This window comes from Rhizobium rhizogenes NBRC 13257, from assembly GCF_000696095.1.
GTDB lineage: Bacteria > Pseudomonadota > Alphaproteobacteria > Rhizobiales > Rhizobiaceae > Rhizobium > Rhizobium rhizogenes.
The window spans coordinates 1-21467 of record NZ_BAYX01000016.1 but is presented as its reverse complement, the minus strand read 5'-3'; the positions used below and the strand labels follow the sequence as shown (position 1 = coordinate 21467).

At 52.8% G+C, this 21467-nt stretch carries 17 protein-coding genes and 2 pseudogenes; 9 read left to right on the top strand and 10 right to left on the bottom strand.

The window, feature by feature from the left end; translation table 11 throughout:
* The first annotated feature begins 382 nt into the window (after positions 1 to 382).
* Complete coding sequence (locus tag RRH01S_RS27605) at positions 383 to 2662, top strand: SGNH/GDSL hydrolase family protein (RefSeq protein WP_131597886.1); 2280 nt, start codon at positions 383 to 385, stop codon at positions 2660 to 2662.
* Between the two features lie 247 nt (positions 2663 to 2909).
* Here RRH01S_RS27605 and RRH01S_RS27600 read toward each other — a convergent pair whose 3' ends face one another.
* Genes RRH01S_RS27600 through mblB form a run of 3 tightly spaced genes read right to left on the bottom strand, consistent with a single transcriptional unit; the run spans position 2910 to position 7173 of the window.
* Positions 2910 to 3680 carry a hypothetical protein gene (locus RRH01S_RS27600; RefSeq protein WP_052365297.1) on the bottom strand — a complete coding sequence of 257 codons (771 nt, stop codon included), beginning with the start codon at positions 3678 to 3680 and terminating at the stop codon, positions 2910 to 2912.
* A gap of 2 nt (positions 3681 to 3682) precedes the next feature.
* Positions 3683 to 5932 carry an anti-phage 6A-MBL system cap2_3 protein gene (gene cap2-3 / locus RRH01S_RS27595; RefSeq protein ID WP_234711770.1) on the bottom strand — a complete coding sequence of 750 codons (2250 nt, stop codon included), beginning with the start codon at positions 5930 to 5932 and terminating at the stop codon, positions 3683 to 3685.
* A 41-nt stretch (positions 5933 to 5973) separates the two neighbouring features.
* Positions 5974 to 7173, bottom strand: a complete 1200-nt coding sequence (gene mblB, locus RRH01S_RS27590) for an anti-phage 6A-MBL system MBL-fold protein (RefSeq protein WP_042475717.1) — start codon at positions 7171 to 7173, stop codon at positions 5974 to 5976.
* 195 nt (positions 7174 to 7368) lie between these two features.
* Here mblB and RRH01S_RS27585 point away from each other — a divergent pair, with 195 nt between their 5' ends.
* From RRH01S_RS27585 to RRH01S_RS27565, 5 genes and pseudogenes are all read left to right on the top strand, one after another.
* Positions 7369 to 8295, top strand: a complete 927-nt coding sequence (locus tag RRH01S_RS27585; protein ID WP_042475715.1) for a helix-turn-helix transcriptional regulator — start codon at positions 7369 to 7371, stop codon at positions 8293 to 8295.
* 21 nt (positions 8296 to 8316) lie between these two features.
* The gene (gene halB / locus RRH01S_RS27580; protein WP_052365295.1) at positions 8317 to 9000 is read left to right on the top strand and encodes an anti-phage Hailong system nucleotidyltransferase HalB; all 684 of its coding nucleotides are present in this window, start codon (positions 8317 to 8319) and stop codon (positions 8998 to 9000) included.
* A 248-nt stretch (positions 9001 to 9248) separates the two neighbouring features.
* Positions 9249 to 9410, top strand: a pseudogene (repC, locus tag RRH01S_RS27575) (replication initiation protein RepC); the annotation flags it as partial.
* Positions 9411 to 9598: 188 nt separating this feature from the next.
* On the top strand, positions 9599 to 11005 hold the full coding sequence (locus RRH01S_RS27570; protein ID WP_042475709.1) for an RES family NAD+ phosphorylase: 1407 nt from the start codon (positions 9599 to 9601) through the stop codon (positions 11003 to 11005).
* Between the two features lie 84 nt (positions 11006 to 11089).
* The gene (locus tag RRH01S_RS27565; protein ID WP_131597882.1) at positions 11090 to 11569 is read left to right on the top strand and encodes a HEPN domain-containing protein; all 480 of its coding nucleotides are present in this window, start codon (positions 11090 to 11092) and stop codon (positions 11567 to 11569) included.
* A 182-nt stretch (positions 11570 to 11751) separates the two neighbouring features.
* Here RRH01S_RS27565 and RRH01S_RS27560 read toward each other — a convergent pair whose 3' ends face one another.
* The 3 genes from RRH01S_RS27560 to RRH01S_RS27550 all read right to left on the bottom strand — a co-directional run bounded on the left by RRH01S_RS27560 (position 11752) and on the right by RRH01S_RS27550 (position 13742).
* Positions 11752 to 12558: a restriction endonuclease gene (locus tag RRH01S_RS27560; RefSeq protein WP_234711760.1), complete on the bottom strand. Its 807-nt coding sequence runs from the start codon at positions 12556 to 12558 to the stop codon at positions 11752 to 11754.
* Positions 12559 to 12633: 75 nt separating this feature from the next.
* Complete coding sequence (locus RRH01S_RS27555; protein ID WP_042475701.1) at positions 12634 to 13098, bottom strand: DUF5615 family PIN-like protein; 465 nt, start codon at positions 13096 to 13098, stop codon at positions 12634 to 12636.
* Positions 13095 to 13742 (bottom strand): DUF433 domain-containing protein, encoded by a 648-nt coding sequence (locus tag RRH01S_RS27550; RefSeq protein ID WP_042475697.1) that lies wholly within the window; start codon positions 13740 to 13742, stop codon positions 13095 to 13097. The genes RRH01S_RS27555 and RRH01S_RS27550 overlap by 4 nt, the downstream gene beginning before the upstream one ends.
* Positions 13743 to 13949: 207 nt before the next feature.
* Here RRH01S_RS27550 and RRH01S_RS34945 point away from each other — a divergent pair.
* Positions 13950 to 14168, top strand: a pseudogene (locus tag RRH01S_RS34945) (hypothetical protein).
* A gap of 299 nt (positions 14169 to 14467) precedes the next feature.
* Here RRH01S_RS34945 and RRH01S_RS33675 read toward each other — a convergent pair.
* Entirely contained in the window at positions 14468 to 14668 is a 201-nt protein-coding gene (locus RRH01S_RS33675; RefSeq protein ID WP_234711759.1) for a tellurite resistance TerB family protein, read from the bottom strand.
* A 355-nt stretch (positions 14669 to 15023) separates the two neighbouring features.
* Positions 15024 to 18623, bottom strand: a complete 3600-nt coding sequence (locus tag RRH01S_RS27545) for a hypothetical protein (RefSeq protein ID WP_131597880.1) — start codon at positions 18621 to 18623, stop codon at positions 15024 to 15026.
* Between the two features lie 350 nt (positions 18624 to 18973).
* Here RRH01S_RS27545 and RRH01S_RS27540 point away from each other — a divergent pair, with 350 nt between their 5' ends.
* Complete coding sequence (locus RRH01S_RS27540; protein ID WP_042475689.1) at positions 18974 to 19204, top strand: hypothetical protein; 231 nt, start codon at positions 18974 to 18976, stop codon at positions 19202 to 19204.
* Between the two features lie 508 nt (positions 19205 to 19712).
* Here the strand turns inward: RRH01S_RS27540 and RRH01S_RS27530 are convergent.
* Together RRH01S_RS27530 and RRH01S_RS27525 are read right to left on the bottom strand one after the other, a co-directional pair.
* Positions 19713 to 20279, bottom strand: coding sequence for a hypothetical protein (locus RRH01S_RS27530; protein WP_042475683.1), 567 nt, complete (start codon positions 20277 to 20279; stop codon positions 19713 to 19715).
* Positions 20272 to 20487: a hypothetical protein gene (locus RRH01S_RS27525; RefSeq protein WP_042475679.1), complete on the bottom strand. Its 216-nt coding sequence runs from the start codon at positions 20485 to 20487 to the stop codon at positions 20272 to 20274. The genes RRH01S_RS27530 and RRH01S_RS27525 overlap by 8 nt, the downstream gene beginning before the upstream one ends.
* Positions 20488 to 20632: 145 nt before the next feature.
* Here RRH01S_RS27525 and RRH01S_RS27520 point away from each other — a divergent pair, with 145 nt between their 5' ends.
* Positions 20633 to 21163, top strand: a complete 531-nt coding sequence (locus tag RRH01S_RS27520) for a phospholipase D family nuclease (RefSeq protein ID WP_042475677.1) — start codon at positions 20633 to 20635, stop codon at positions 21161 to 21163.
* Positions 21164 to 21467 lie beyond the last annotated feature (304 nt).

Genomic DNA, 21467 nt, shown 5'->3' with positions numbered 1-21467 from the left:
TCGTAAGAATGCGCCCGTTCCGGCAGATGATGGCACTCAATATGAGATTTTTTGGTTCGCGTTTCGGCGCTTGACGCTTATCAAATTGGCAATAACCTATTGTGATATCTGGAATTTTCAAGTGAAGATTGGCCGGAGGCAGCCATCTTTTCCTCGGCGGCGAATCTCACTTTAAGTGCTTAAATCGATGCCAGAATCTCAAATTAAGTGCCCAATCTCAAATTAAGTGCCGGGCTACCTTGTTGAAATCATTGTATGCAGAGTCTTGCGATTAAATGCAAAACGACACAAGTATCGACCGAAGGCGGAGTACGCATATCGTCGGCCGCCTCAGCACCGGCAGAAGAGAATCTCGACTATTGGTTCGTATGGGGGGTATATCGTGCGGTTGATTTTTCTGAGCCTTGTGATATTCACTTCAGCCGCGACCGCTGCGAGTGCGCTTGAATTAAGGATGACATGGCAGGTCGTTCAGCCATTTCGTTTTTTCAGATATGCCTCCGATGAGCTCATTCAGGAATGGGCTTACACCGATGCGATCAAAAATTCGGGCGGTAGTACCACCACGATTGTATCCGATATGGAATCTCGTCTGAATAGCGTTGGCTGGTGGAATGGCCCGTCGGACGTTGCTGGTGAGACCCGCCTCGTGCGCTTTCAACAGCTCCGGCACGATGAAGCGATCGATTTCAGGCGACCAGAAATCAACTTTGATCCTCGCCTTGGTTGGGCATCGATGCTCAGGAGTGAAGAAGGCACGTCGCCGGCAGCCGGAACATGCTGGAATCCTATCGACAAGAGCTATGCGGGCTGTCTCAGCGATCTCGGTCAAATGAGCGGTGGCACATCTAACGAGTACGTGGTGCCAAAACGGCATTTTGTCGAGCTCAAGATTGAGGCTCGGAATGGGTATGGCTGGCACGCATACGAAGGCGCATGTAAGTTTTCAATTGGTGGTGAAGCGACCGCCGGGTTTGGGTTTCTTCCGCAACCTCTATACCGCGGCGCGGAGCGATGGAGCTACGCCAGTCACAATTGCGGCGTGCCGATTTATCTGCGTACGAAGTACGGAAGCAGCTATCCGGTCACCGTGACGATAGATGATCCAACGGTGCCAGCTCTTTCCGAAACGATTGCGGTAAAGGATCTGCTTATTGTTGGAATTGGTGATTCTTTCGCGTCGGGGGAGGGCAATCCCGATGTGCCCGCGAAACTTGACCGCGTCAATGGCGTTTCGCCCTACATTGGCGTCTCCGCTACGAGGGCCAACCCTAGTTATCCGAACCTCATTATTCCTTCTCGTGAAAAGCGAACTGATGGTCGGATCAAGGCGGGCACCGCTGCAAAGTGGCTCGACGACCAATGTCACCGCTCGATTTATTCCGCGCAAGCCCGCACTGCGATCGCACTTGCGTTCGAAGGTGCTCGCCATCACTCGATTACGTTCATTTCCTACGCGTGTTCGGGAGCCGAGATCTCCGATGGGCTATTTTGGCCACAGGACCATCGCGAATGTACGGTAGACGATAGTGCCGGGCAGCGTTTGCATCAGCCTCAGATCAGCGGTGTCATCGACGCATTGAGCGGCGGCCGGATCCAGTACTCACCTTTCCCCATGACGCTCGATGCGCAGGACAATTACTTCAGGAACGATATCCATCGAGTTGAAATTCTCGGCCAAAGGCAGGGCATTGCTGTTTTACGACATGACAATCAGACTTGTGCGAGTTGGCCGGCGAGCTCGACCATAGATCGCTACCCGAAGCTGCGAGCAGGCAAGCTCCAACGGCCGATAGATTTGCTGCTCGTCAGCATCGGAGGGAATGATATCGGCTTCGGTCCGCTTGTTTCGAAGGCAGTGATGAATTCTGGGATTCTACCTATTGACCTCGGTCCCTTCTCGGATCGGGCTTTATCGATCTACCAACACGCTGCAAATGTGATCACGATCGGCGAAGCCGAAACGCGAATGCAGCGCCTTGCCAAACGGTTTAATATGCTGGAAGCTGCAATCGCAGACAGGTTTGAAATGCGGGATCCATCTCATGTTCTTCTGACAGCCTATCCCAGATTGACACGCGGAGAGACCAGTTTTTGCGGGAGCGGGAACCGTGGAATGAATGTCTCAACATTTTTCTCCATCGTGGAACATGACAGTCCAGAAACGGTAACACCGCGCACCGCCGATCAGATCGTCGATGAGTTGAACGACAATATCCGAGGGGTTGCGAGGCACAACGGCTGGACCTTTGCCGACGATCACGTCGGCAAGTTTGCCGGCCACAGCTTCTGTGACTTCGGAGACGAGCGTGGCCCAGTGGGGGACGCGATCGAGAGCTGGGACATCCCTCACAAGAAGCGCAGCGATGGCCAGGCAAACTGGCAGGTATTCAATCCTAGCACCGCATTTTATCCTTACGAAAGCCGGAAGCGATGGGTAAGAACCTTCAACGACGCGTACATGCTATCCTTTTATTTTAAGGGCGCCGCTATCAATGAGCCTGCCAAAGATGAGGATTTTGGAGTTTGGCAGGCTGAACGTTCGCTCGGAGGCCCCATGCATCCATCGGCTCAGGGTCACGCTCACATTGCTGACGCGATGCTAAAGAAGGCCGATGGCATCCTGTTTAGTCAGGGTCAACCTGTCGTCGGATCACGCTGAGCCTTAGAGAGTTTGCTAACCGGTATATCAGCTGTCCAGCTGTTGACATCACGTCAGACCTTGCCGGTGTCACAATTTATTGCCAGCGCTGGACAGTCGGGGGTGACGTGGCTGAAGCCAGCGGCCGAGGTCATCCTCAAAAGCGAGGCGGTTATTGCACGGCTGTGAAGACTTATGAATCCGACGGCGACGCCTAAGCGGTATCCGTCTGCGCGATACAGGTGGCAGCCCTCTGACAAAGGCCGGATTATTCTGCAGCGGTCTTCGGCAATCGCTTGCGAGGCGCATGCTTGACACCAGCCATAAGCGTTTCACAACACAAAATTAGCTGAATGCCATAGGCCTGCGACGCCTGGAGCACAAAGTCCTTATTTACCGCAAGCACCATGAATCCCGAATGGAAGATGACCGCGATAACGGCGATTATCAACCTCCCGGGGGATTGCAGAGCTGGTAGGTCGACGCGGAATGACACCGTCATTGCGACAACGCATGAGACGAGCACGAGGAGATTGAGTGTCAGAGCAACAGGCTTCAGACCGAAGAGGTTTCTCCTAAATCCATAGGTGAAAAGCTCGTCGGTCAAAATCCGGAATTTCTGTTGATCGCGAGTATGGTCTCGGAGCCAGGTACCAGCACTTAAATAGAACTGTCGAGCGGCTTTCGGATCGCCGATTTCCATTTCAGCTGTCGGTGCAGCTACACCGAGCTGTGTTGATATAAAGTCCCGGTACCTGTCTTTGGATATTGTATCGACACCATCGTTGTCGCGAAACCACAGTTCCGGAGTGACTCGAGTTCCCAATTTCGCTTCGGCTTTTTTGCCGAGGTGACGGGAAAGATCGGCAAAAGCAATGAGCAGGACGAACGCCATCGTCGCCGAAATCGCTTGGGATACGTTGAAATGATCCCACGGAATAATAAGAAACAGAAAGGCGAGCGTCGGTAATCCTGCAATGAGGGCCGGTACAACTCGAGCTCTTACGGTATAAGCATCAAAAAGCTTGAACAGGCCCATGGTCACGCTTCCTCCTCCGATATGCGAGCTATCATCACAGCAGGTTCGTTTGTATCTTCAGCGTCCGCTGCCTCGACGACGAGCCCATGGAAAACGGAAGGCGTGCGGATCAGGATGACGGCAGGAAACCTCTGTCCGAAGGCGAGTTGCACTCCCGTAGCGAGGTCAGTTCTTGAAGCCGCGCTGTCGGATAGATGGTTGTGCCAGGTTCCGATCGGGTACAGCGTTCCATGGCTGCGGTCCACGTACTCGGCGATGCGCTCGGCCAGTCCGGCGGTGCCAAGGGAAAAAAGCGTCGCAGTGAATTTGCTGTCGCTTGGCGCACGGATCAAGTCAACCACATGAAAACTGTTGGTGCTTTCGTTGAAGCGGCCGATTAGAACTCCGCCTGTCTCGACGCCGCTATGAGCCTCGATCGTTTCGTCGATTATGGAAGCAACACGTCGGGAAATCCTCACTGACGGTGCGCTGGGATCATCGCCTTTGAGTTTGATAAAAGCTTCCACCTTGTCTCGTCTCCAAGACTGACCAAGCAGATCCTCCTCAACGACCCCGATCATAATCTCTCCAGAACCTTCTGGAGCGACTTCATCTAAATCTAAGAGGTTTGAAAATTTCTTTGCCATCGCCGGTATCGGCGCTGAAAGCATTGCGTCTGACATTCGAGCCGTTAGGGTTGAACATCCTTGGCCGATTGGGACTAGTTCGCCGCTCCCGTTGAACGCAAGCCCGCGCAACGTGTCATCGTTGGCAAAGATCCTGTAGCTCTCAGCGGCAAGGTCTTGAACATTGGGATTTATACCCGTCCCCTCCAGACCGAAATAAGCAATTCGACCACCCGCAAAAAGACTGGTCTCCACGACCCGCGGCCGAGAACGCACGATGTTTGAGAGGCAGAGCGCGTCCGTAACGGACGGAGAGCCTGTCGCGTCCACCAGAAATTGCGTCCCACGCGGCCAAGCTCCTTTCCATTCTTCGTCTGTCCCGGCGGACGCAAGCCACGCTACATCCGTGTAATATCCGGTAGAGGCTTGCCCCAACATTCTTACAGAATGGCTCAGCGCTTGCGCTTTGACGTCGTTTAGGGCGTCGAAGCGAGATAGAGGCAGCAGACCGTGTCTGCTGTAGTTATGAGGCCGCATCAGACTGCTGTCGATGACTGTTCCGGGGCCTCTGCCTTCCCGGGCTAGATGAATTGCGAGCTTGGATCCGACGCTGCCTGCGCCTAGCAGGGTCCATTTTGGCGGATCAGCGATGATCTTCCGCCCAGCCATTGTCGACAGGAGCTTTGGACTAATCGCATCTCTGTGCGCCGCCAGTCGGACAGGAGACAAACTGGCAGGCGCCAAGTCATCGGAATTAGAAACCTCCATGACATAGGGAAGAATCTCGATCCGAGATCCTTGTCCGATGACCTCGAAAGGACGTCGAACCAGAAGAGCGACTGCAATGACGGTCGGGACACCGCTTGGCACCGACTTCAAACGTGTACGAACGAGGCCAAGATATGTTTGCAGTTGTTTAGAAAGACCAAGCGAGCCGGCCCGCTCATAGAGTTCTTGGACATTGGTGACGGTCTCTGGAGCGTAAGTCGAGGCGACAACCTCTTCGCCGGTTGGTGATCGACCAGGCCAGACGACGACTGCGATCCCAATCTGATTATATTGGCTAAAGAGCGTTTTGGCGACATTCTCCCGCAATTGCAGCCTTTCCAATACATGGCAGCATATCGATCGAGATTTGCTATCTCCTATCATTGTGAAGGGAGCCCGGAAGAAAACCCCACCGCCATCCCTATCAACCAGGGCTCGGAGAATGTCTGCATCGGCTTCAACATAGTCGTCGAGCCGATCTCGGCGAACAGGCTCCCACCCCTGTATCGGACTGATCAGTTCCGCGGATGCCGCTTTTTCAAGCCAGTCGGCGACCTGGGATATGACACCGTGCATGCCTCGAAGTCGAAGAAAGTCGTGGGGATGTCCGTCTATATAGCAGGGGCGTGGTGGCTCATCGGGGCTACCTGGTAAGAGGTGTGGGTGCGACCGATCGAAATCGGAACGCAGACTAATGTCTGGGCAGTTGCTTGGATAGTGTTCTGAGAATCGAACCGTAATTGGCTCGGTCAACTGAACGCCGTTTGGGCTGACGCCGTCTGCTTGCCACCGGCTCCCTAGACCGGCGTTAACATGGGCAACAATCGATATGTCGCGGTCCAGGTTGTTCTCCACCCAAACAACGCGAGGGTGCGCCATTATCTGGCGCACCGCTCTGAAGATTGCAGGCGACAGCTTGCTCAATCGTCATCACCATGCTTGAACGGCTGCGAGCCGAGTGCGGTTTGACTGCCTGCTGCAGCGCCTGAAAGGCCGAGAAGCGCCGGCGCGGCCAGCTTCGACTTGTTCGTGGATCGCTCCATTCGTCTCGGCCCAGCAGACGAGGTAATTTCAAACTCCAGCGGAGCGTCACCGGATAGCTCGCCCAGGCATGTGAAATTTCCATTGACCGATTTCAGGATCGACTTGTACTCACGCTCTGCGCGAATGCAGGGCGGATCGGCATCATCGTCCTTGATCTCCTTGCTGCTAGCGATGACGAACGCGCCAGACATTGGCTGGCCGAGAGCAGATCTCGCGTCGTCAGAAACCTCGGCGTCCTCGCCAAAATCCGACCAGCTGTCCCACGAAAGGCTATGCCAGGAGCAGTGATGCGGAGCGATCAAGATGTCATATTGGAACTGGGAGGGGTCATCTCCGTACTTGCCCCAGAGCTTTTCCCAAATGCCCACCTCTGCATCTCCGCCGAGGAGATAGTAGCTGGGGTTCTGAAGGTCGGCCTTGCCGAGCGAAATGTTGATCACAACACTCGAGTTGTTTTTGCTCAGAAACTCGGCTTCCTCATCGTCATCCGCCAGGAGTGGAGCAAGAAGGTGCGCGGAGAAGGTGTTGTCAGTTACGCCCCTAATCGTTTGAAACACGTCGCCACCCACGACCAAGATTTCCGTCAGATCGTCAGTCTTGCCATCGACGTCTTCACCCAAGATTTTGATGCGGTCCCCGTCGTAGGCATAGCCATTTGCCCGGAATTCCCGAACTCGCCGACGAGCTTCGGCAGCCCATGCTTTGGCATCCGCGCAAAGGGTATGATGCCGAGATGCCCGGCGGAAAATGATCGGTGAAGACCACATTTCACGGATTACGATCTTATCGTCCGCCTTCTTCCACTCATCGAGCGGTCCGAGATGAAAGTGCTTCTCAAGACCTCTGCAATGGTCAGCGTCCGGGTGCGTCAACAAGAACGCATCGACGTAGAGGCGGCCCTCATCATCGCGCGACAGCCGTTCCCGGAGTTGCTTCGCAACATCAGGTGCGTCGTCGTTCGGATCATCTGCGACTGCCCGAATATTGATGTCCACGACGATGGAGTGGCCATCGCCCGTCTTCAACAGCGTCATGTCACCGTTGTTTACTTTAAAATGTGTCGTCTTCGCTGCCATTGATCAAACCTCGCTCGAACTTACTTTGCTGATTACGCGTTTAGGTCGAGCGAATATCCCGACAATCGACGCACTGCCATTTCCGATGCGTTGACGGCACTATCTTGTGCCTCCATAAAAGGTAGGTGCGATTGGATAATCAATCAAGTAATGCGATGCATCTTTTTGAGATGAATCGGAAAAGGAGACGAGTCTATGGTGGATCCTGCGGATCGCGATTTGAGGTGGGGTGTAACCAAGAGATTGGAATTTATTGACTTTCGACTCTTTTGGGACGGAGCATTCAACCGAAAAGATCTTGTGGATTTCTTCGGTATCTCGGAACAACAGGCGTCATCCGATATCGCTCAGTACCAGATTCGCGCTGAGCGGAATCTCAGATATGACCGAAGCCAGAAGAGCTTCATCCGGACAGAGCAGTTCATTCCAGAGTTCATCGGACCATTTTCCGACCGATACCTCTTGCAACTTGTGGCAGTGCAAAGGGGTTGGATGAGCGAGAGCGATACCTGGTTCTCTGAGACGCCCCCTGTCGAGGTTATAGGCTTTATCAAGCGGCGTTCGACTAGCCCAGGCCAGCTCATTCGAATACTTGACGCCATTAAACAAAATGCTGAACTCGAAATCGAATACGCTTCTCTTACGGGTACCCCAGCGGGAAAGCGGATAATCGCGCCCCATTCATTTTTGTTCGCCGCGGGCCGTTGGTACGTGCGTGCCTGGTCAAAAGAGCACAACGATTTTAGAGACTACAGTCTCAACCGCATCGCGGATGCCCTCCTTCTTGGAAAATGCGAGGTTCATGCCGATCAAGACCTTGAGTGGCATCACACGATGGAGCTGATTATGATACCGAACCCAGAGCTCGACAAGCTCAAGCAGGCCGCTGTTGCGTCAGAATACGACATGACAAACGAGGAATTGCGGGTGCCGTCACGGCTGAGTGCCGCCTTCTACATCATCAATGAACATAATCTGGACGTCGAGGTTGGTGTTCTTAAGCCGGAGAAGCAACAGCTCGTTCTCAAGAATCTCGACGAGGTCGTTCAGACACGGGAAGTCGTGCGACGTCTTTCTGTTGAAAAACTCAGGAAAAACAAAGACGCGAGCCTTGGCGCATGACCAGGTTGGGCAACTACTGATATGACCATAACAGCAATGCTTTTGTTCGGAAGTCACGCTAGGGGTGACGAAGACATATATTCCGATACCGACTTGCTGCTCATCTCTGAGGATGACCGGCCGCAGCATGTGCAAAAGGGCCATTTATCGACCTCGATCTACCCACTGGATGACCTGCTGCAACGGGCGAATAATGGTGATCTGTTCGTATGCCATATAGCCCATGAGGCGAAGGCTATCTACGATCCTACCGATCAACTTGAGCTCCTGCGCGAGCATTTTGTGCTGCGTGCCTCCTACGAGCACGAAATTATCCACGCGTCAGACCTTGGATGGTTCATCATTGACTTCGGCCACAAAGGTCATCTTCAGTCGCTCGTCAACCGGCGCATTGCCTGGTGTGTTCGGACCATTCTGATAGCAAAATCAGCCGAATTAAAACGGCCGGTGTTTTCCGCGGCGGAATTGTCGGAATTTGCGCAATCAAGTGATGTTTTGACGCTGATAAAGAACAAAGAAACAGATCGGGCGGACCCAGAGGCTATGGCAATGCTCGGCAAGTTTCTTAGTGTTTTTGGCACGGTGAGATTTCAGCACGGCGCGACAAGCTATGGTGCTTACGTCAAACGCTTTTCGGATACCTCAAACAGCGTGGCCCTCTCGCTGATTAAAGCTGAGGCATCCTCGCAGACGTTTGATTATTGAGACGTATCACGCCTCCTTGCCTGTCCGGTAGCAACCGATGAACCTTGTTGCAAGATGGTGCTTCAAGCCTTTCTAATGCGACGAGCTAAGGTTCTTGGTCTGCGGCCGCGGTGTACGCTACTATTCATCAGTGCCAGGCCTGCGCGTTCGGTGTACGCAGATGCTGAAGGCCGCGGGATATTTGGTCGCGGGCATGTTGTCATTTCGGCATGGAGATCGACGAAGACAAGATCGACGATGCTGTCTTGGCGCAGTTAATGGCCTGCATTCTCGAGAGGGCAGGGCACATCAATTCGGACGGAGGATATCTGCGGGATCTGACGCGCCGGGCCGAGAATGGCGAGTTTTCGCTTGGGCCGATGTTGATGGCGTTAATGCGCTCTCACCCTCCGCGGCGTAGCGTTGGATAGCAGGATAGTCGACGCCGCGTGGATTAACGGAGAGCGAATACAGCGTCTAGGCTGACGATGAAAAACTGCGTCACTGCTGGTAAGATGGCATTAGCGCAAGCCAAGACAATGCAAATGTCTTTCGCCCACCCGATCAACGCACGTCAATTTGTATAAAATTGACATTTGAAGATGAGATTTTGAGCGATATGGACGAATTGACGGATAACGCAATTTGCTTCGAATGTGTCGGTGAAAAATATCTGAGAATGCTGATTGAGACGGAAGGGAAGATCCAGGTATGCAGCTATTGTCTGCGAACTGCCTCGGCGTTTACGCTCGAGGACATGGCAGATCGCATCGAGTTGGCCTTTAAACAACACTTTCAACGGACAGCTTCAGACCCTGACGACTTTGAGCGAATGAAGTCGAACGATCCAGACTTCAATTACACTTGGTACAGGGCTGGTTACGATAGCACGACGGCTATCATGGGAGCCGCAGATATTTCAGAGGAAGCCGCTAGCGAGCTGCAAGAGATCCTTAGCAACAGGCACTTCAATCATGATGTCGCAGCTCTCAGCGAGGAATGCGAATTTGATGGTGATGTCCATTACAAGGAGAAATCGCCCGACGACCGCGAATGGCGAGATGCATGGGAAATGTTCGAGCGTTCGATAAAAACTGAGGCACGTTTCTTCAGTCGTGTGGCAGCCGAACAACTCGCGGCACTCTTTGGCGATATTGACAAGTTAGAAACTAGCAATGGCATGTCGGTCATTGTTAAGGCTGGTCCGCAGACAGATCTGCCCCATTTTTTCCGCGCGCGCGCTTTTCACTCCCGTGGAGAACTTAATGAGGCGCTGAAACGCCCCGATCTGCACTTAGCAGCGCCTCCAGCTCGAATTGCCCAAGCCGGCCGGATGAATGCCAAGGGAATCTCAACATTTTATGGCGCGACTACTCCCGAGATTTGCGTTGCGGAAGTCCGGCCGCCTGTGGGAAGCAAGGTCGCCATAGCAAAGTTCGATCTGATCAGGCCTCTTCAGCTGCTGGACCTTAATGCTTTGAGGGAAATTTATACGATAGGGAGCATTTTCGACCCTAGTTATGCGCGTTCACTTGGCCGTGTTACATTTTTAAGACGTTTATGCGAACGCATTTCTCGGCCAATTATGCCGGGTGACCAGGATTCAGAATACCTGATTACTCAAGCAGTCGCTGACTATCTGGCCACGGAATGCGTCGTGCCACTTGATGGGATTTTGTTTCCATCTGTCCAGGCCGGCGGGGAAGGGGTGAATGTGGTGCTATTCCACAAGGCATCTTATTCCAAGGAGTTGGTCATCCGTGATGGTGCCGAGCTCAGCGTCTGGGATAACGACGAACCGATAAGTTACATGGTATTCGAAACGGTTCCCGCGCGGCCGCCCCCGCAGCAGGAACAACCGCCTTCATTCCCAATTTTGAGGATAGAGCGGCCTATGGATCGCGATCATTCTATGCAGGTCGATCTTGATTCAATCGAAGTTCGAGCCATCATATCCGTAAGCTTCAAGGCAAACAGTCACCCTGTGCACCGACACACGTGGTCTGGTGGACATACACCTTTCTAAAGCCATTCACGAATTCCGTCGTTCGCTGGTATAAGTGCCTCGGTTGTTCCCAGAAGTTGGATAAAAAATCGGAAAGTGATGGTTATGGGCGGAAATCCTATCGATGCATTGCCATTGTCACCATATGATTTTCTAGGGCGTGCGAACGATTTTTATTGTGCCTGCAGGTTTTTACCTGACTTTAATGCCGGCTTCATGCCTATGTGGCCGCAAATTGCGTTGTTTGGGCATGCTATAGAACTTGTCCTGAAAGCCTATTTGCTTTCCAAAGGCGTCAGCGCTCAAGAACTCAAAAGCGGCTTGGGGCATCGCCTTGAAGAGCTGATTGCCCGATCAGTAGCTTTAGATCTGCCTGACGAAGAGCGGGTCGCAAGAATGATAGATTTTGTTTGCGGACCGCATTTCACCGCGAGAGCGCGCTACCCGAATCCACGGGACAATGACAAGCCTATCGCGCCCGTGCAACAGTTCTATCAAGATTATGAACGGTTGGTCCAGACGGTAACTGAGGCTATGAGCAACGCTCCAGCTTCCGGAGGTTTGCCGCATACGACGAATTCGTGATGACAGGAAATGGCGACGGCCTGCCTAAGAACACCGCTGGACGAAGTAGGCCAGCCTCGGACTCATCCGGATTAACCGAAAGAAAGCTTCGCCGCCAAGACTTTCTTGGTGACGTATACACCGACTTCTATAGGGGATGGGCGAGGCATGCTATGTGCAGCAGGGATGCCAAGTTAACTTCTTCACGACCATCCAAAGAGCGCCTTCGCGGGGACGAAAACCTTTCCTGTTTCCGCAGCCGCGCGCACTTTTCGATCGAGAACTTCTTTGATGGGCACGTGCTTTCCTAATGCGTCATAGATTTCTTTGCCCTCCATACAGATCAACCTTTTGCCTGTCCCGAAAGCCATCAGACCTTCAGAAGAGTAGCCTGTATAGCTGACAAAAAGCCCTCGTGCCCACACGGCCTTCTGGGCAAGCTTTCCCTCCAAAACATGCAAGTCTGCAGCGCCGGTGCGTTCATTCTGCCACTTTGCCTCAAGCAAATAGATCTCGTTGCCGAGTGAAAAACTACCGTCAATCTGCTCCCCGACATTCCGAAATGGATCGCGAGGCGTCAAACCCGAGAATTCAAACAGCTGTTTGAGAAATTTTTCAAAGGCATAGCCTCTGGCCTGTCGAGGTTGCTTATCAAGCCCTAAAAGGTCGTCGCGAAAGGAACTGATCTTTACCAAGTTATTTGCCGCAATCGGCGGCTGGCCGGAACTCTGGTCGGTTTGGCCCTCTAATTTCGCAATCAATGACAAGAGCCGACCTTCCGCATTCAAGACAGTGTCTGTTTGTCGTCGACCGTTCTTGAGCAATTGGCTCCGTCGCTCCCACAGTTTCCGGAGCGTTTTGATAACTGAATCATCATCAACCACTTCCAGGAAACGGCGGAGGCGCTTTCCCTTCGAATTTCCAAGTGTCTTATAGGCTGGATCGTCGATATCAACGTCGAGTTCGGTGGAGAAAAAGGTCGAAAAGGTCGCGTCAGAAAAGTCCAGCACGTAACCCTTGCCGTTTATGAAGTCGACTAGCTCATCGACGAAGTTTAGATCAATGCTGCGCAGCGAGCTAATGGCTCAACTCCTCGTGTGTCGTGCTTTAGTTGCAGAACCTATTAAATTGCCTTCTTCCATTGGCAACGAATAGATTTCGACTTCAATTTCATTGTCCGCCAAGGTCACTTCCACAACCTTGTTGATGATGTCGACACCCTCTGCTGCGATTGCATGAAGTACTGCATCCAACATCAGGCATTGGGTATCCCGGTTGATGTCGTCTGGCCCGTTGAAACAGATAAGGCCGGCGTGAATCTCCACATCCGCATATTCACCAGCCGATCCCGGTTGGTCGCGTGGACCGCGGAAATCGACAGAATTGATCGTCACGAATGTCCAGTCTCCTTCAAGGATGAACGGCTTTAACTCCCAATCTTTCCAGCCGGCCTTATTCAGCCAAACCACATGACTGGATTCTCCATGGCCTGTTTCCTGAGCCCTCAACGCAAGTTTCGGGCTCAGGCATTCATCAATCAGCAGCTTCATTGGGCTTTCTCGTTTGGAAAGCTTTTACGCAGACTAAGCTTCGACCCCTCTCGCAACTTAAGATGGGTCGGCCGACCTCGCGGCGGATTGGCTTTCGCGTAAACCGCCGCCAGCTTTAGTTTTACCAAGTCTAGGCTTGGATAGTCTTCCAGAATTTCGTCTTCAGGCGTGTTCGCTGCCAGCATGGCCGCGATCGTATATACTGGAATGCGAGTGCCTTTCAGCACTGGTTTTCCCCCCAGGATCTCAGGATCGGAGACGACCGCTGCACGCGCAGCGTCCAATTCGTGAAACCTCGTAAAGGTATCGACGAGGAACGCATGAAAATCGATCGTAACGAACTTATTCGTCACGTCCCAATCCCGGTCCCGCACGGGATCAACGTTTGCAACCCATAGATCGCGCAATCGAGGCGTCAAATCCTTGATGGCCCGTTGGCGTGCTACGGCTTCCAGTATGCCAGCGGTGTGGACGTAGAAGTTGATCGCAACACAGCCGCCAGGGCTCACGCGCCGAATTTGATTCTGCACGAATAGATCCGTTGGAAGAATATTCTCATCGATCAGCTTGTTGACGTTGTGCACGTCGACATTCGCCACAATGGCCGCCTCTGTCGTTTTTAGCATTTGAGCCTCAAGGCGCATTCGCATACTCCAATAAATCTTCACCTGTTCGGGAATATATAACTTCGACGCTCGGTTTGCAAATATTTTGCGGTCGCTCTCTATCACGAGATCATCAAATGTCGTCCATAAGCGCTCCGATGAACGACGTGATGAATGCTGAATCACAGACGATCACTGTGAGATTCGACAGTTGCGATGACGAACCATCGATGATTTTCTGCCGCAATGGACACAAAACTCTCAGATCTGAGAATCCGCCCCTCGCTCCTGGCTGAATTAAACTAGCTTGGCTATGAAACTACAGGAGATATCGGTCATCTATCCCCGGCAGAGATTTTGCGGATTCCCGGCATGGGCGGGAGAGATTGGCGCAAGATTGCTGCGGCACAGGGCCGCGATCCCTTTCCGCCAGTGGGGACGCGGCGGAGGAGATCAAGGGCTTGACCCGGATCGCGAGTGTCGCCTGATAAAGGCCACTTCTCGAGAGACAACGGTTCTCTCAGATTGAACAGATGCCGCTGTTACTCGGAATCCGTTACCTTGAACTCTGAATGAGATATCCTTATGCTTAGAAGGGATATCCCGTAAATATTTGGGCCTATCGCAGTTCTCCTCTGCAGCCTATCGCAATGTCATCGTCCCGCCGCGGCAGGACGACCCTCTTTGCATTATCGCGATCAAGATCATGGTAAGAGGGGAACGGGTCCTCCCAAGACACCATGCCCATTATCCCATCGATGGGATTACCTCCGGCTCTTCAGCCACATTCTGATAACGCGCGAAATATCCGGGCCAAGGCTAAAGCCCCATGCAATTCCGATTGCCGCAAATACGCCAAGGCCCGCAATCGCACCGAAAATACCGCCAACAATCCCTGTTCCGCTACCAATCAAAGCACCGAGAATGCCTCCCGCTGCCATCCCTATAAGCCGTGCCTTCATCATCGCGGATTACCTAAATGCAGCACGCTGCTATTTGAGTTAGGCGGTTACATCTGGTTCGGCAAGTCATGCAGATTCCTGATGCGCAAGTCTGCTGGAAGAATTCGATCGAGCCAACCGTTTGTGAACCGTCGCAGCCGGAAGTCGGCGAGCGCTATCCTCATCGGTTTTCTGCATGCGATAGTCCACGGAATTTAAGCCGCGTCGGCAAAATGCTGTGCCGTAGATCAGACATCTCTATACTGCTCTTATTGTGCCGAAGCGATCACCAAGATGGTCTCAATTCTCCCACAATTGCACGGACGCTGTCGCAGGGGCAGTCCTCACCGATGCGAACCTGTTTGTACTTCAATATTCGTCAACCTTGTGCTGATTCGTCTGCAGTCTCTATTTTGAAACAGACGGCCGCGCTTGGATCCAGGATTTCAATCTCAAATTTTTCGTAGATATCGACCAGTGCTTGCGATCTCAGATGCAACTCGGGTTCATCTTGCTCTGCCAGCCAATCTGGATTCTGTCTAATGATTTCATCGCGTTGCATTTGGTCGGCATTGAGATCGGTAACTTTGATCACGAACCGGTCAAAGATGGAATCCTTGTCAGCCGGATCGCTGCTTGGCAGATATTGCTGCCAACGCAAATATCGGCTCCCATCAAGTACTATGACTAGATTTCGCTGGTCCGGCTCAAAAGGCAATATGTCGAAAACCGGGACCTGTTTCGAGCTTAGATTCAAGATTCCCTTGAAGCCGAAAAAGGAAATCCACGGGCTCCGTAACGTCCGATCGTAGCTCGCTACGAAAGCATCACTACGGTTGAACTCGAGATCCTCGGCGTCGAAATCCAGGCTCTGCAGCACAATTGGATTGCTGAAACTTTGAATAGCTTTTCCGATCTCCGAAACCACAGTGCCGAGCGCGATCCGCCGAACGATTCCTACCCCCTTAACAATCTCCCGCAAAGTCACCGAATCTTCGCTTCGAGCTAAGCCTTCACCATAGCTGCGCCCCCATCCAGCAAAACTCGCATATTCTTGCGAGATAAATGCGCCCTTATCGTCAATTTGCTTGTAGCCCAACGAATTTGCCGATGGCTTTTTGTCCTGTAAGGGGACGTTGTCTATAGCGCCAAGCTTATCAAAAATCGGACGAAGACGACCGCGTTCCTGGAGCAGCTCCTCGCGAAATTCACCGAGCTTACCTGCGTCGAGCTGAGCATAGCGGGTATACTCATCTCTCTCATCTTTCTCGCGCCTTTGGACATCGGCAAGAAGGCTGCGCAAAGTTTCGATACAGGCGAGCGCCTTGTTTCCAATGAGAGGGCGAAAAAGGTCGCGTTCCCTTTCGATTCTATCCAAGCTGCGCAACAGCCCCTGATCATTGTTTTCTCTCGCCATCTCCGCAAATGACTTAGTGGTAGGCAATCGTACTCTTTCTTGCGCCTCTTGCGACAACGCTGCCAATTGCCGCAGGATTAACGCACAAAAGATCAGGTTTAGATTGGTGTGCCGATCGACGTGATGTACTTCCCCGTCCGAGGGTAAGTCCCAATGATACCAACCCCAGGCGTCTGCGACGTTCCATTCATTGGCTGCGGCATACACCTCGGCTAAACCTTCGGGAGAATCAGGCATCCCCGAAGAGATCGATCTTAACATCTGATCAAGCTGGCTATTGCCAGGATCCAATAGTGCCTGGACAAACAGCCATCCGCCCAACGCCAGGAAAATCAGTTCATTGTTCTGGCGGAGTTTTTTGGCTGCTATCTCCCGTTCTAGTTCAACCTTCAGCCTCTCTTCCAATGCTGACTTTTGAGCATCGTCACCAGCGCGCTCGATCTGCATCCGAAGCAAAATGATTTCAGCGCGGTCAGATGCTGCCGTTACCCGACGGAAGAGCTTCTGGAGTTCGGTCGTCAGATTCTGGAAGCTTATGGCGTCCCGTCCGTCAGCCATCAGTTTCAATAGATCGAGAAAAACGCGCTGCGAATCGCTGGCAAAATCGGCCATGTTCCGCAACACTTCTGGATCGGGTCTATTTGCCGCCAGCTCCGGAAGGACGTAAACTTGGATAATCTCTTTTGGCCAGCGCCACGACCTGTCCACGAGCCAATCTCGCATCCGGTGATTGCCTGCCTGGTCTTTTGCTAGATAGTAGAAAAACGTCGCAAACTGCAGAAATTGCTGAAAAAGGTAGTGATCTCGAGCCTGTATAGATCGGATCGCAATGCCAAAAGGCAGATATCCGATACTGCCGACGACATCGATACTCCCTGACTCGATGGCAATAACGGACAGCTCACGCAAATCGTTTCGAAGCCAACCAACTTCTGACCAACTTTCGAAGGATTCGCGTTCCTTTTTTGCTTGCTCAGCGGTGTACCCACCGCCTAGTTCTACCAACTGAGTTAGAAACTCTTCTGCTATCTGGATGTAAGTCTGGCGCAGATCTTCGATCGAACCCAAGCTCCGAGCGCGAATTGCTTGCGCCAGCTGATCCTTGGTTCCTTGCATTTCACGCCGGACGATGGCCGATGCTGGCTCTTCTGTGGTGAAGCGGAAGATGTGCGAAAGAGCGCTCCGGACATCCTCTAGAAATGCATCGTCCTTTTGAAACGCTGCAGGAAGTGCCAGCAGTGCTCGTTGCTTGCCGGAAAACACGGTGTCGGATGATACTTCCTCAAGATAGCGCTTGAGCAGATAGGCTTTTTGGACCTGCTCATGCCTAACCGTTTCGTTGCGTATTAATGTATCACTTCGCGCTTGAACCGGCGCGATTCCCTGTCGCAGGGCGAAGCCGAGCTTCGCTCGCGCATAACGGTCGAGCCGCTCGGCGAGCTTCTTTAGCTGATCAAGTTGAACATCCGAGATACGACCATTGCTTGGCACGTCGATAAAGATGTAGCCGTTACGATCATCCTCGAGCCAAGAACGCGAAAGGGCATATTGCAACGTGTCTATTCGTTTCCCCGGTCCCAGTTGTTCCAGCAGTATGGCATTGCCGGCTCGCTCTCGTGCAGAGTCGGCAATGGTACGTCGAACGCGGTTTCGTAGGAGGTCTACTCGGTTCTTCGCCCGGGATTCTGGGTCAAGCAAAGAGCGCAATACGCGGCCAAACGCGACAATCGTAAAACCGGCGATGATGACCACGATTAGAATGGTTAAGCCCGTCGTGGGAGACCAAAGCAAGCCGAACGGAATCAGCGTAGCTGCAAGGCCAAGTGGCCAAAGCCAGCTAATGCGAACCAAATCGCGCTTTCGCTCAAAGTCGTTATCATCGCGAATTGATTCAGCTACGAATACGATCAACGCGACAATTATTACAACCAGTCCGGTAAATGCGCTTGCGATGGCTGCGCTAAGGGAGCTGTCGTTCGCGCTCGCTATCGCCTCGTTGCTCGATAGATCGCTCACCATGCTTGCCAACCCCTCACGCCAATTCGAAGGCCACGCCATTGAGAATGGGGGCATATGCGGCACAAGAAAAAAGAAGGCGACACACAGCGTTACAACTACAAACGATGCAAGAGAGGGCAGATAAGGCGCTTTAAGGTCAGAAAGTAAGGGACCACGGACCTGAGTGAGTATTCCGTCCCAACCTTGTAGAATTGCAGGTTGCCATGCAGATAGTGGCATCCAGGCAACCCACCGCACGCGCTTACTCGGAGGACGACTCGTTGCTGTCTGCTTGAATTGGAGATCTATGAGATTCGATAGCCAGCCCTGTTTCCATCGACGGTGCGCTCGAGTCAAGCACACGCTTGTGACAACTAGGGCAAAGAGAAAAAGGGCAAAGGGCGTCCATGGCCAATCGACGACTGTCCGCCATAAGAGCTTGAATCCCTCAATTATATAGAGCCAGGTTGGGCTAAAATATTGTTTGAACCATTGTAAGAATGGATTGAGGCGCTCGCCGGTTCTTTGCCAAATTTCTGAAATTGATGCCGCTTCGTTGTTCATTAGAGACACTTGGATTGAGCGCTGGGTTTACTAAGACCGTGCAGTGCTAGCTAGTAGAGATGGTCGTTTAGTGGAGCTTTTCGCTGCGCGTGCCGGTGTAGTCGTAACATAACGGTAGCTCTCTCTGGAATAGCGCAACCGAGGGTATTGCTTCTCAACGTTCTACGCGAACCGCTACCAAGCCGCGTTAAATCACTAACCTCGGTGAGTCTATCTAGCAACAGCCGTTAAGCAATCCGCGGTGCAGTGGATTTTGACTGGATCTCGTTGGATCGCTCACGATATTCCTGAAATCGCGGATGGCATTGTAGGTGGGTGAGTCGGTCCTTCCTGCACAAACGGGAAATCTCATGGACGCGCAAATAGTTGCCATCTGGGCGACGCAAAACGGATTCGATTCGCTCGATCCTGGAAGGTATCGTCGCCGTGACGAAGGCCGTACGATCACTATCGAGATAAAGAAAATGTCGGTCGTGTTGATCGATCAGAGGCTCGGCCTCCAGCCGCGCATTGTTTCACGATTGTTCAAGGAAATAGGCCTTGGAGGCGCGAGGCTGGAACAACTTATGCGAGAAGGCTGAAGTTGCGCCGTCTTTTGCCGGAGTGGCTGGTGTCATTGCGCGACGCCTGTTCACCGGGCGGTGCTACTCCTCAGCCAAGATACCAACGATTGAGACGATCCGGCTTCTGACGCGAGGCGAAAGGATCAAAATGTCTTCCACTATGCTTCGCTTCTTGGGCTCCGCAAAGACAAGTTGGGACGTTTCTAGGCCTTCGTATTCTCGCATCAGGATGAATTGGCGAAGCGAGGCGGTCGTTCGGCCGTTCGCGGATGTCGCCTGTCGGACGGGCAGGGCCATGCCATTGTCGTGACCTTGGACGGGTATGCGTTTTTTGTGCGTTAGCACTCGGGCGTCCCAGTAACCGAAGTGCATCATGCCGCCATTGTTGCGCGAGATCTACGGGGTCATAGAAACGCTTCGGCGGACGGAGCGCGCAGTCAATTTTGACGCAGGAAGAGCCATCCCTAGGAGGGCAGTATGAGCGCTGAGAGGACGTCATTTCGACTTGCAGGCTCCCGGGCATCTATCACGCGCTGGGCTCAACGCCATCCTCGTCGTCGATCGATATCGCGTCGATGAAGGTCTTGATTGTCTCGTCGAGGCTCGCTCCAGCTTTCGTCCATGCAGCGGCGCTCGTCATTCCCCTGATGCTTACTATGCCGCATGCTTCGCCGGCTTCATCGTCGATGGCGATTTCCAACGTACCAACGGGGATGCTGTCAGGAGCGAGGTAAATGCCAACTGAGTGAAATTGAACTTCAGATCGGTCCGCGGCTGCCAATATCAATTCCGGTTCTGCCTGGTCTGGAGGCATATCGCTAGGAGGGGACCAATAGTAGAACGGCTCGAAATGAGGATAGTCCAGCAAGGTATCGAGGATCTGGCGCATGCGGTCGAGCTGATCGCGCAAGGCCCGCGACTTCATCATCCCCCTATCCTTGAACCGTTCGTCATAACAACGAATGCTCACGTGGCACATGAATTCATTGAGCGCCATCGCATCGGCGCCGCTGATAGTCATGACGTCTGCCTTCGGCTTGGGCTCGTCGCTGCACTGATCAGCATCGTCTTCCAAATAGATCACGTCACCCATTGTGGTTCTCGTTCAGGTTCGCTCCGTCGTAGACACCGATGCCTTTGAGCACGCTTCGGGCTTCGCTAATCCGCCGCTGAAACGCGTCAGATTTGGCGATAGCGCCGTTTCTCTGCCGCTGATCAAAGACGTCCTCACCGAGGAAGGAGACAAGATCCCTAAACACCTCCGCGTCGTGGGGCGTGATTGTATAAGCGGTCGTTTGCATGGCGCACGTCTCCGTTCTGCCAATCAATGGCGGTCCTAACCATGAGAATTTTGGAAAACTCAGGCTTGCTAAGCCTCGTTTGTTCTTATTATGTTCACGTTGAGAGATTGAGTCAAGACGAACCTCGAAATGCTATGGAGACGATATGAGAATCGCCGTTGCCATCATTGCTGTTCTGATCCTTGCCAATCCGCTCTACGCTGCTCAGGCCGTAACGGCTCAGGTTGGCGTGTGCTTCACGCCTGTAGAGCAGTGCGAAGGCCGGATTGTCGCGGAGATCGATCGAGCCAGATCCGCTATCCGCGTTCAGGCCTATGGTTTCACGTCGCTGCCCATCATCCACGCGCTCCAGCGAGCTGCGAACAGGGGCGTCGAGGTCCTGGCGATCCTCGACAAGGTGAATGAGCGGAAATATTCCGGCGCGACGCTGCTGGAAGCAGCCGGCATACCGGTGTGGATCGATTTCGAACCGACGATTGCTCATAACAAGATCATCGTGATCGACGGGCGCCTGGTGATCGGAGGCTCATACAATTTTACCACGGCGGCCCAAAAGCGGAATGCCGAAAATGTCACCTTCACCGATAGCCCGGAGGTGGCAAAGCAGTTCTCCGCCAATTGGGACAGTCGGCTGAAGGTATCCAGGGCGTTTGAGGGAACCGCGTCGGAGAATTGACTGTTGAATTCCGCCATGATTTGACCCACACCCCGGTTTTTTCCGCTTGGCGCCGACCCTACTATGCGGAGACAGACCTATGAAGTGCTTCACTATTTTGAACCATTTGCGGTTATCGCAAAATGGAAAAGGGGGTGAGTTCATATGGAATTCAGCATTCTCGCCTCATCGAGGGCCGCCTTGATGCCCACGGCCATGAGATAAAAATCCGCAGAGTTACTTCCGCCTTGCGAAACGACCTCTAGTTTTGCAGTAGTTTTGCCTATTGAGAGAGCCAGAGGATAAAGCGGACAATTGATGTCGG

Bases quoted from the DNA above. Each gene is read 5' to 3' on its own strand.
- RRH01S_RS27565 (WP_131597882.1), top strand. From the start codon at position 11,090: ATGGGCGGAAATCCTATCGATGCATTGCCATTGTCACCATATGATTTT.
- RRH01S_RS27540 (WP_042475689.1), top strand. From the start codon at position 18,974: ATGGACGCGCAAATAGTTGCCATCTGGGCGACGCAAAACGGATTCGAT.
- RRH01S_RS27530 (WP_042475683.1), bottom strand. From the start codon at position 20,279: ATGGGTGACGTGATCTATTTGGAAGACGATGCTGATCAGTGCAGCGAC.
- RRH01S_RS27585 (WP_042475715.1), top strand. From the start codon at position 7,369: ATGGTGGATCCTGCGGATCGCGATTTGAGGTGGGGTGTAACCAAGAGA.
- cap2-3 (WP_234711770.1), bottom strand. From the start codon at position 5,932: ATGGCGCACCCTCGCGTTGTTTGGGTGGAGAACAACCTGGACCGCGAC.
- RRH01S_RS27550 (WP_042475697.1), bottom strand. From the start codon at position 13,742: ATGCGCCTTGAGGCTCAAATGCTAAAAACGACAGAGGCGGCCATTGTG.
- mblB (WP_042475717.1), bottom strand. From the start codon at position 7,173: ATGGCAGCGAAGACGACACATTTTAAAGTAAACAACGGTGACATGACG.
- RRH01S_RS27600 (WP_052365297.1), bottom strand. From the start codon at position 3,680: ATGGGCCTGTTCAAGCTTTTTGATGCTTATACCGTAAGAGCTCGAGTT.
- RRH01S_RS33675 (WP_234711759.1), bottom strand. From the start codon at position 14,668: ATGATGAAGGCACGGCTTATAGGGATGGCAGCGGGAGGCATTCTCGGT.
- RRH01S_RS27570 (WP_042475709.1), top strand. From the start codon at position 9,599: ATGGACGAATTGACGGATAACGCAATTTGCTTCGAATGTGTCGGTGAA.
- RRH01S_RS27520 (WP_042475677.1), top strand. From the start codon at position 20,633: ATGAGAATCGCCGTTGCCATCATTGCTGTTCTGATCCTTGCCAATCCG.
- RRH01S_RS27545 (WP_131597880.1), bottom strand. From the start codon at position 18,623: ATGAACAACGAAGCGGCATCAATTTCAGAAATTTGGCAAAGAACCGGC.
- halB (WP_052365295.1), top strand. From the start codon at position 8,317: ATGACCATAACAGCAATGCTTTTGTTCGGAAGTCACGCTAGGGGTGAC.
- RRH01S_RS27525 (WP_042475679.1), bottom strand. From the start codon at position 20,487: ATGCAAACGACCGCTTATACAATCACGCCCCACGACGCGGAGGTGTTT.
- RRH01S_RS27555 (WP_042475701.1), bottom strand. From the start codon at position 13,098: ATGAAGCTGCTGATTGATGAATGCCTGAGCCCGAAACTTGCGTTGAGG.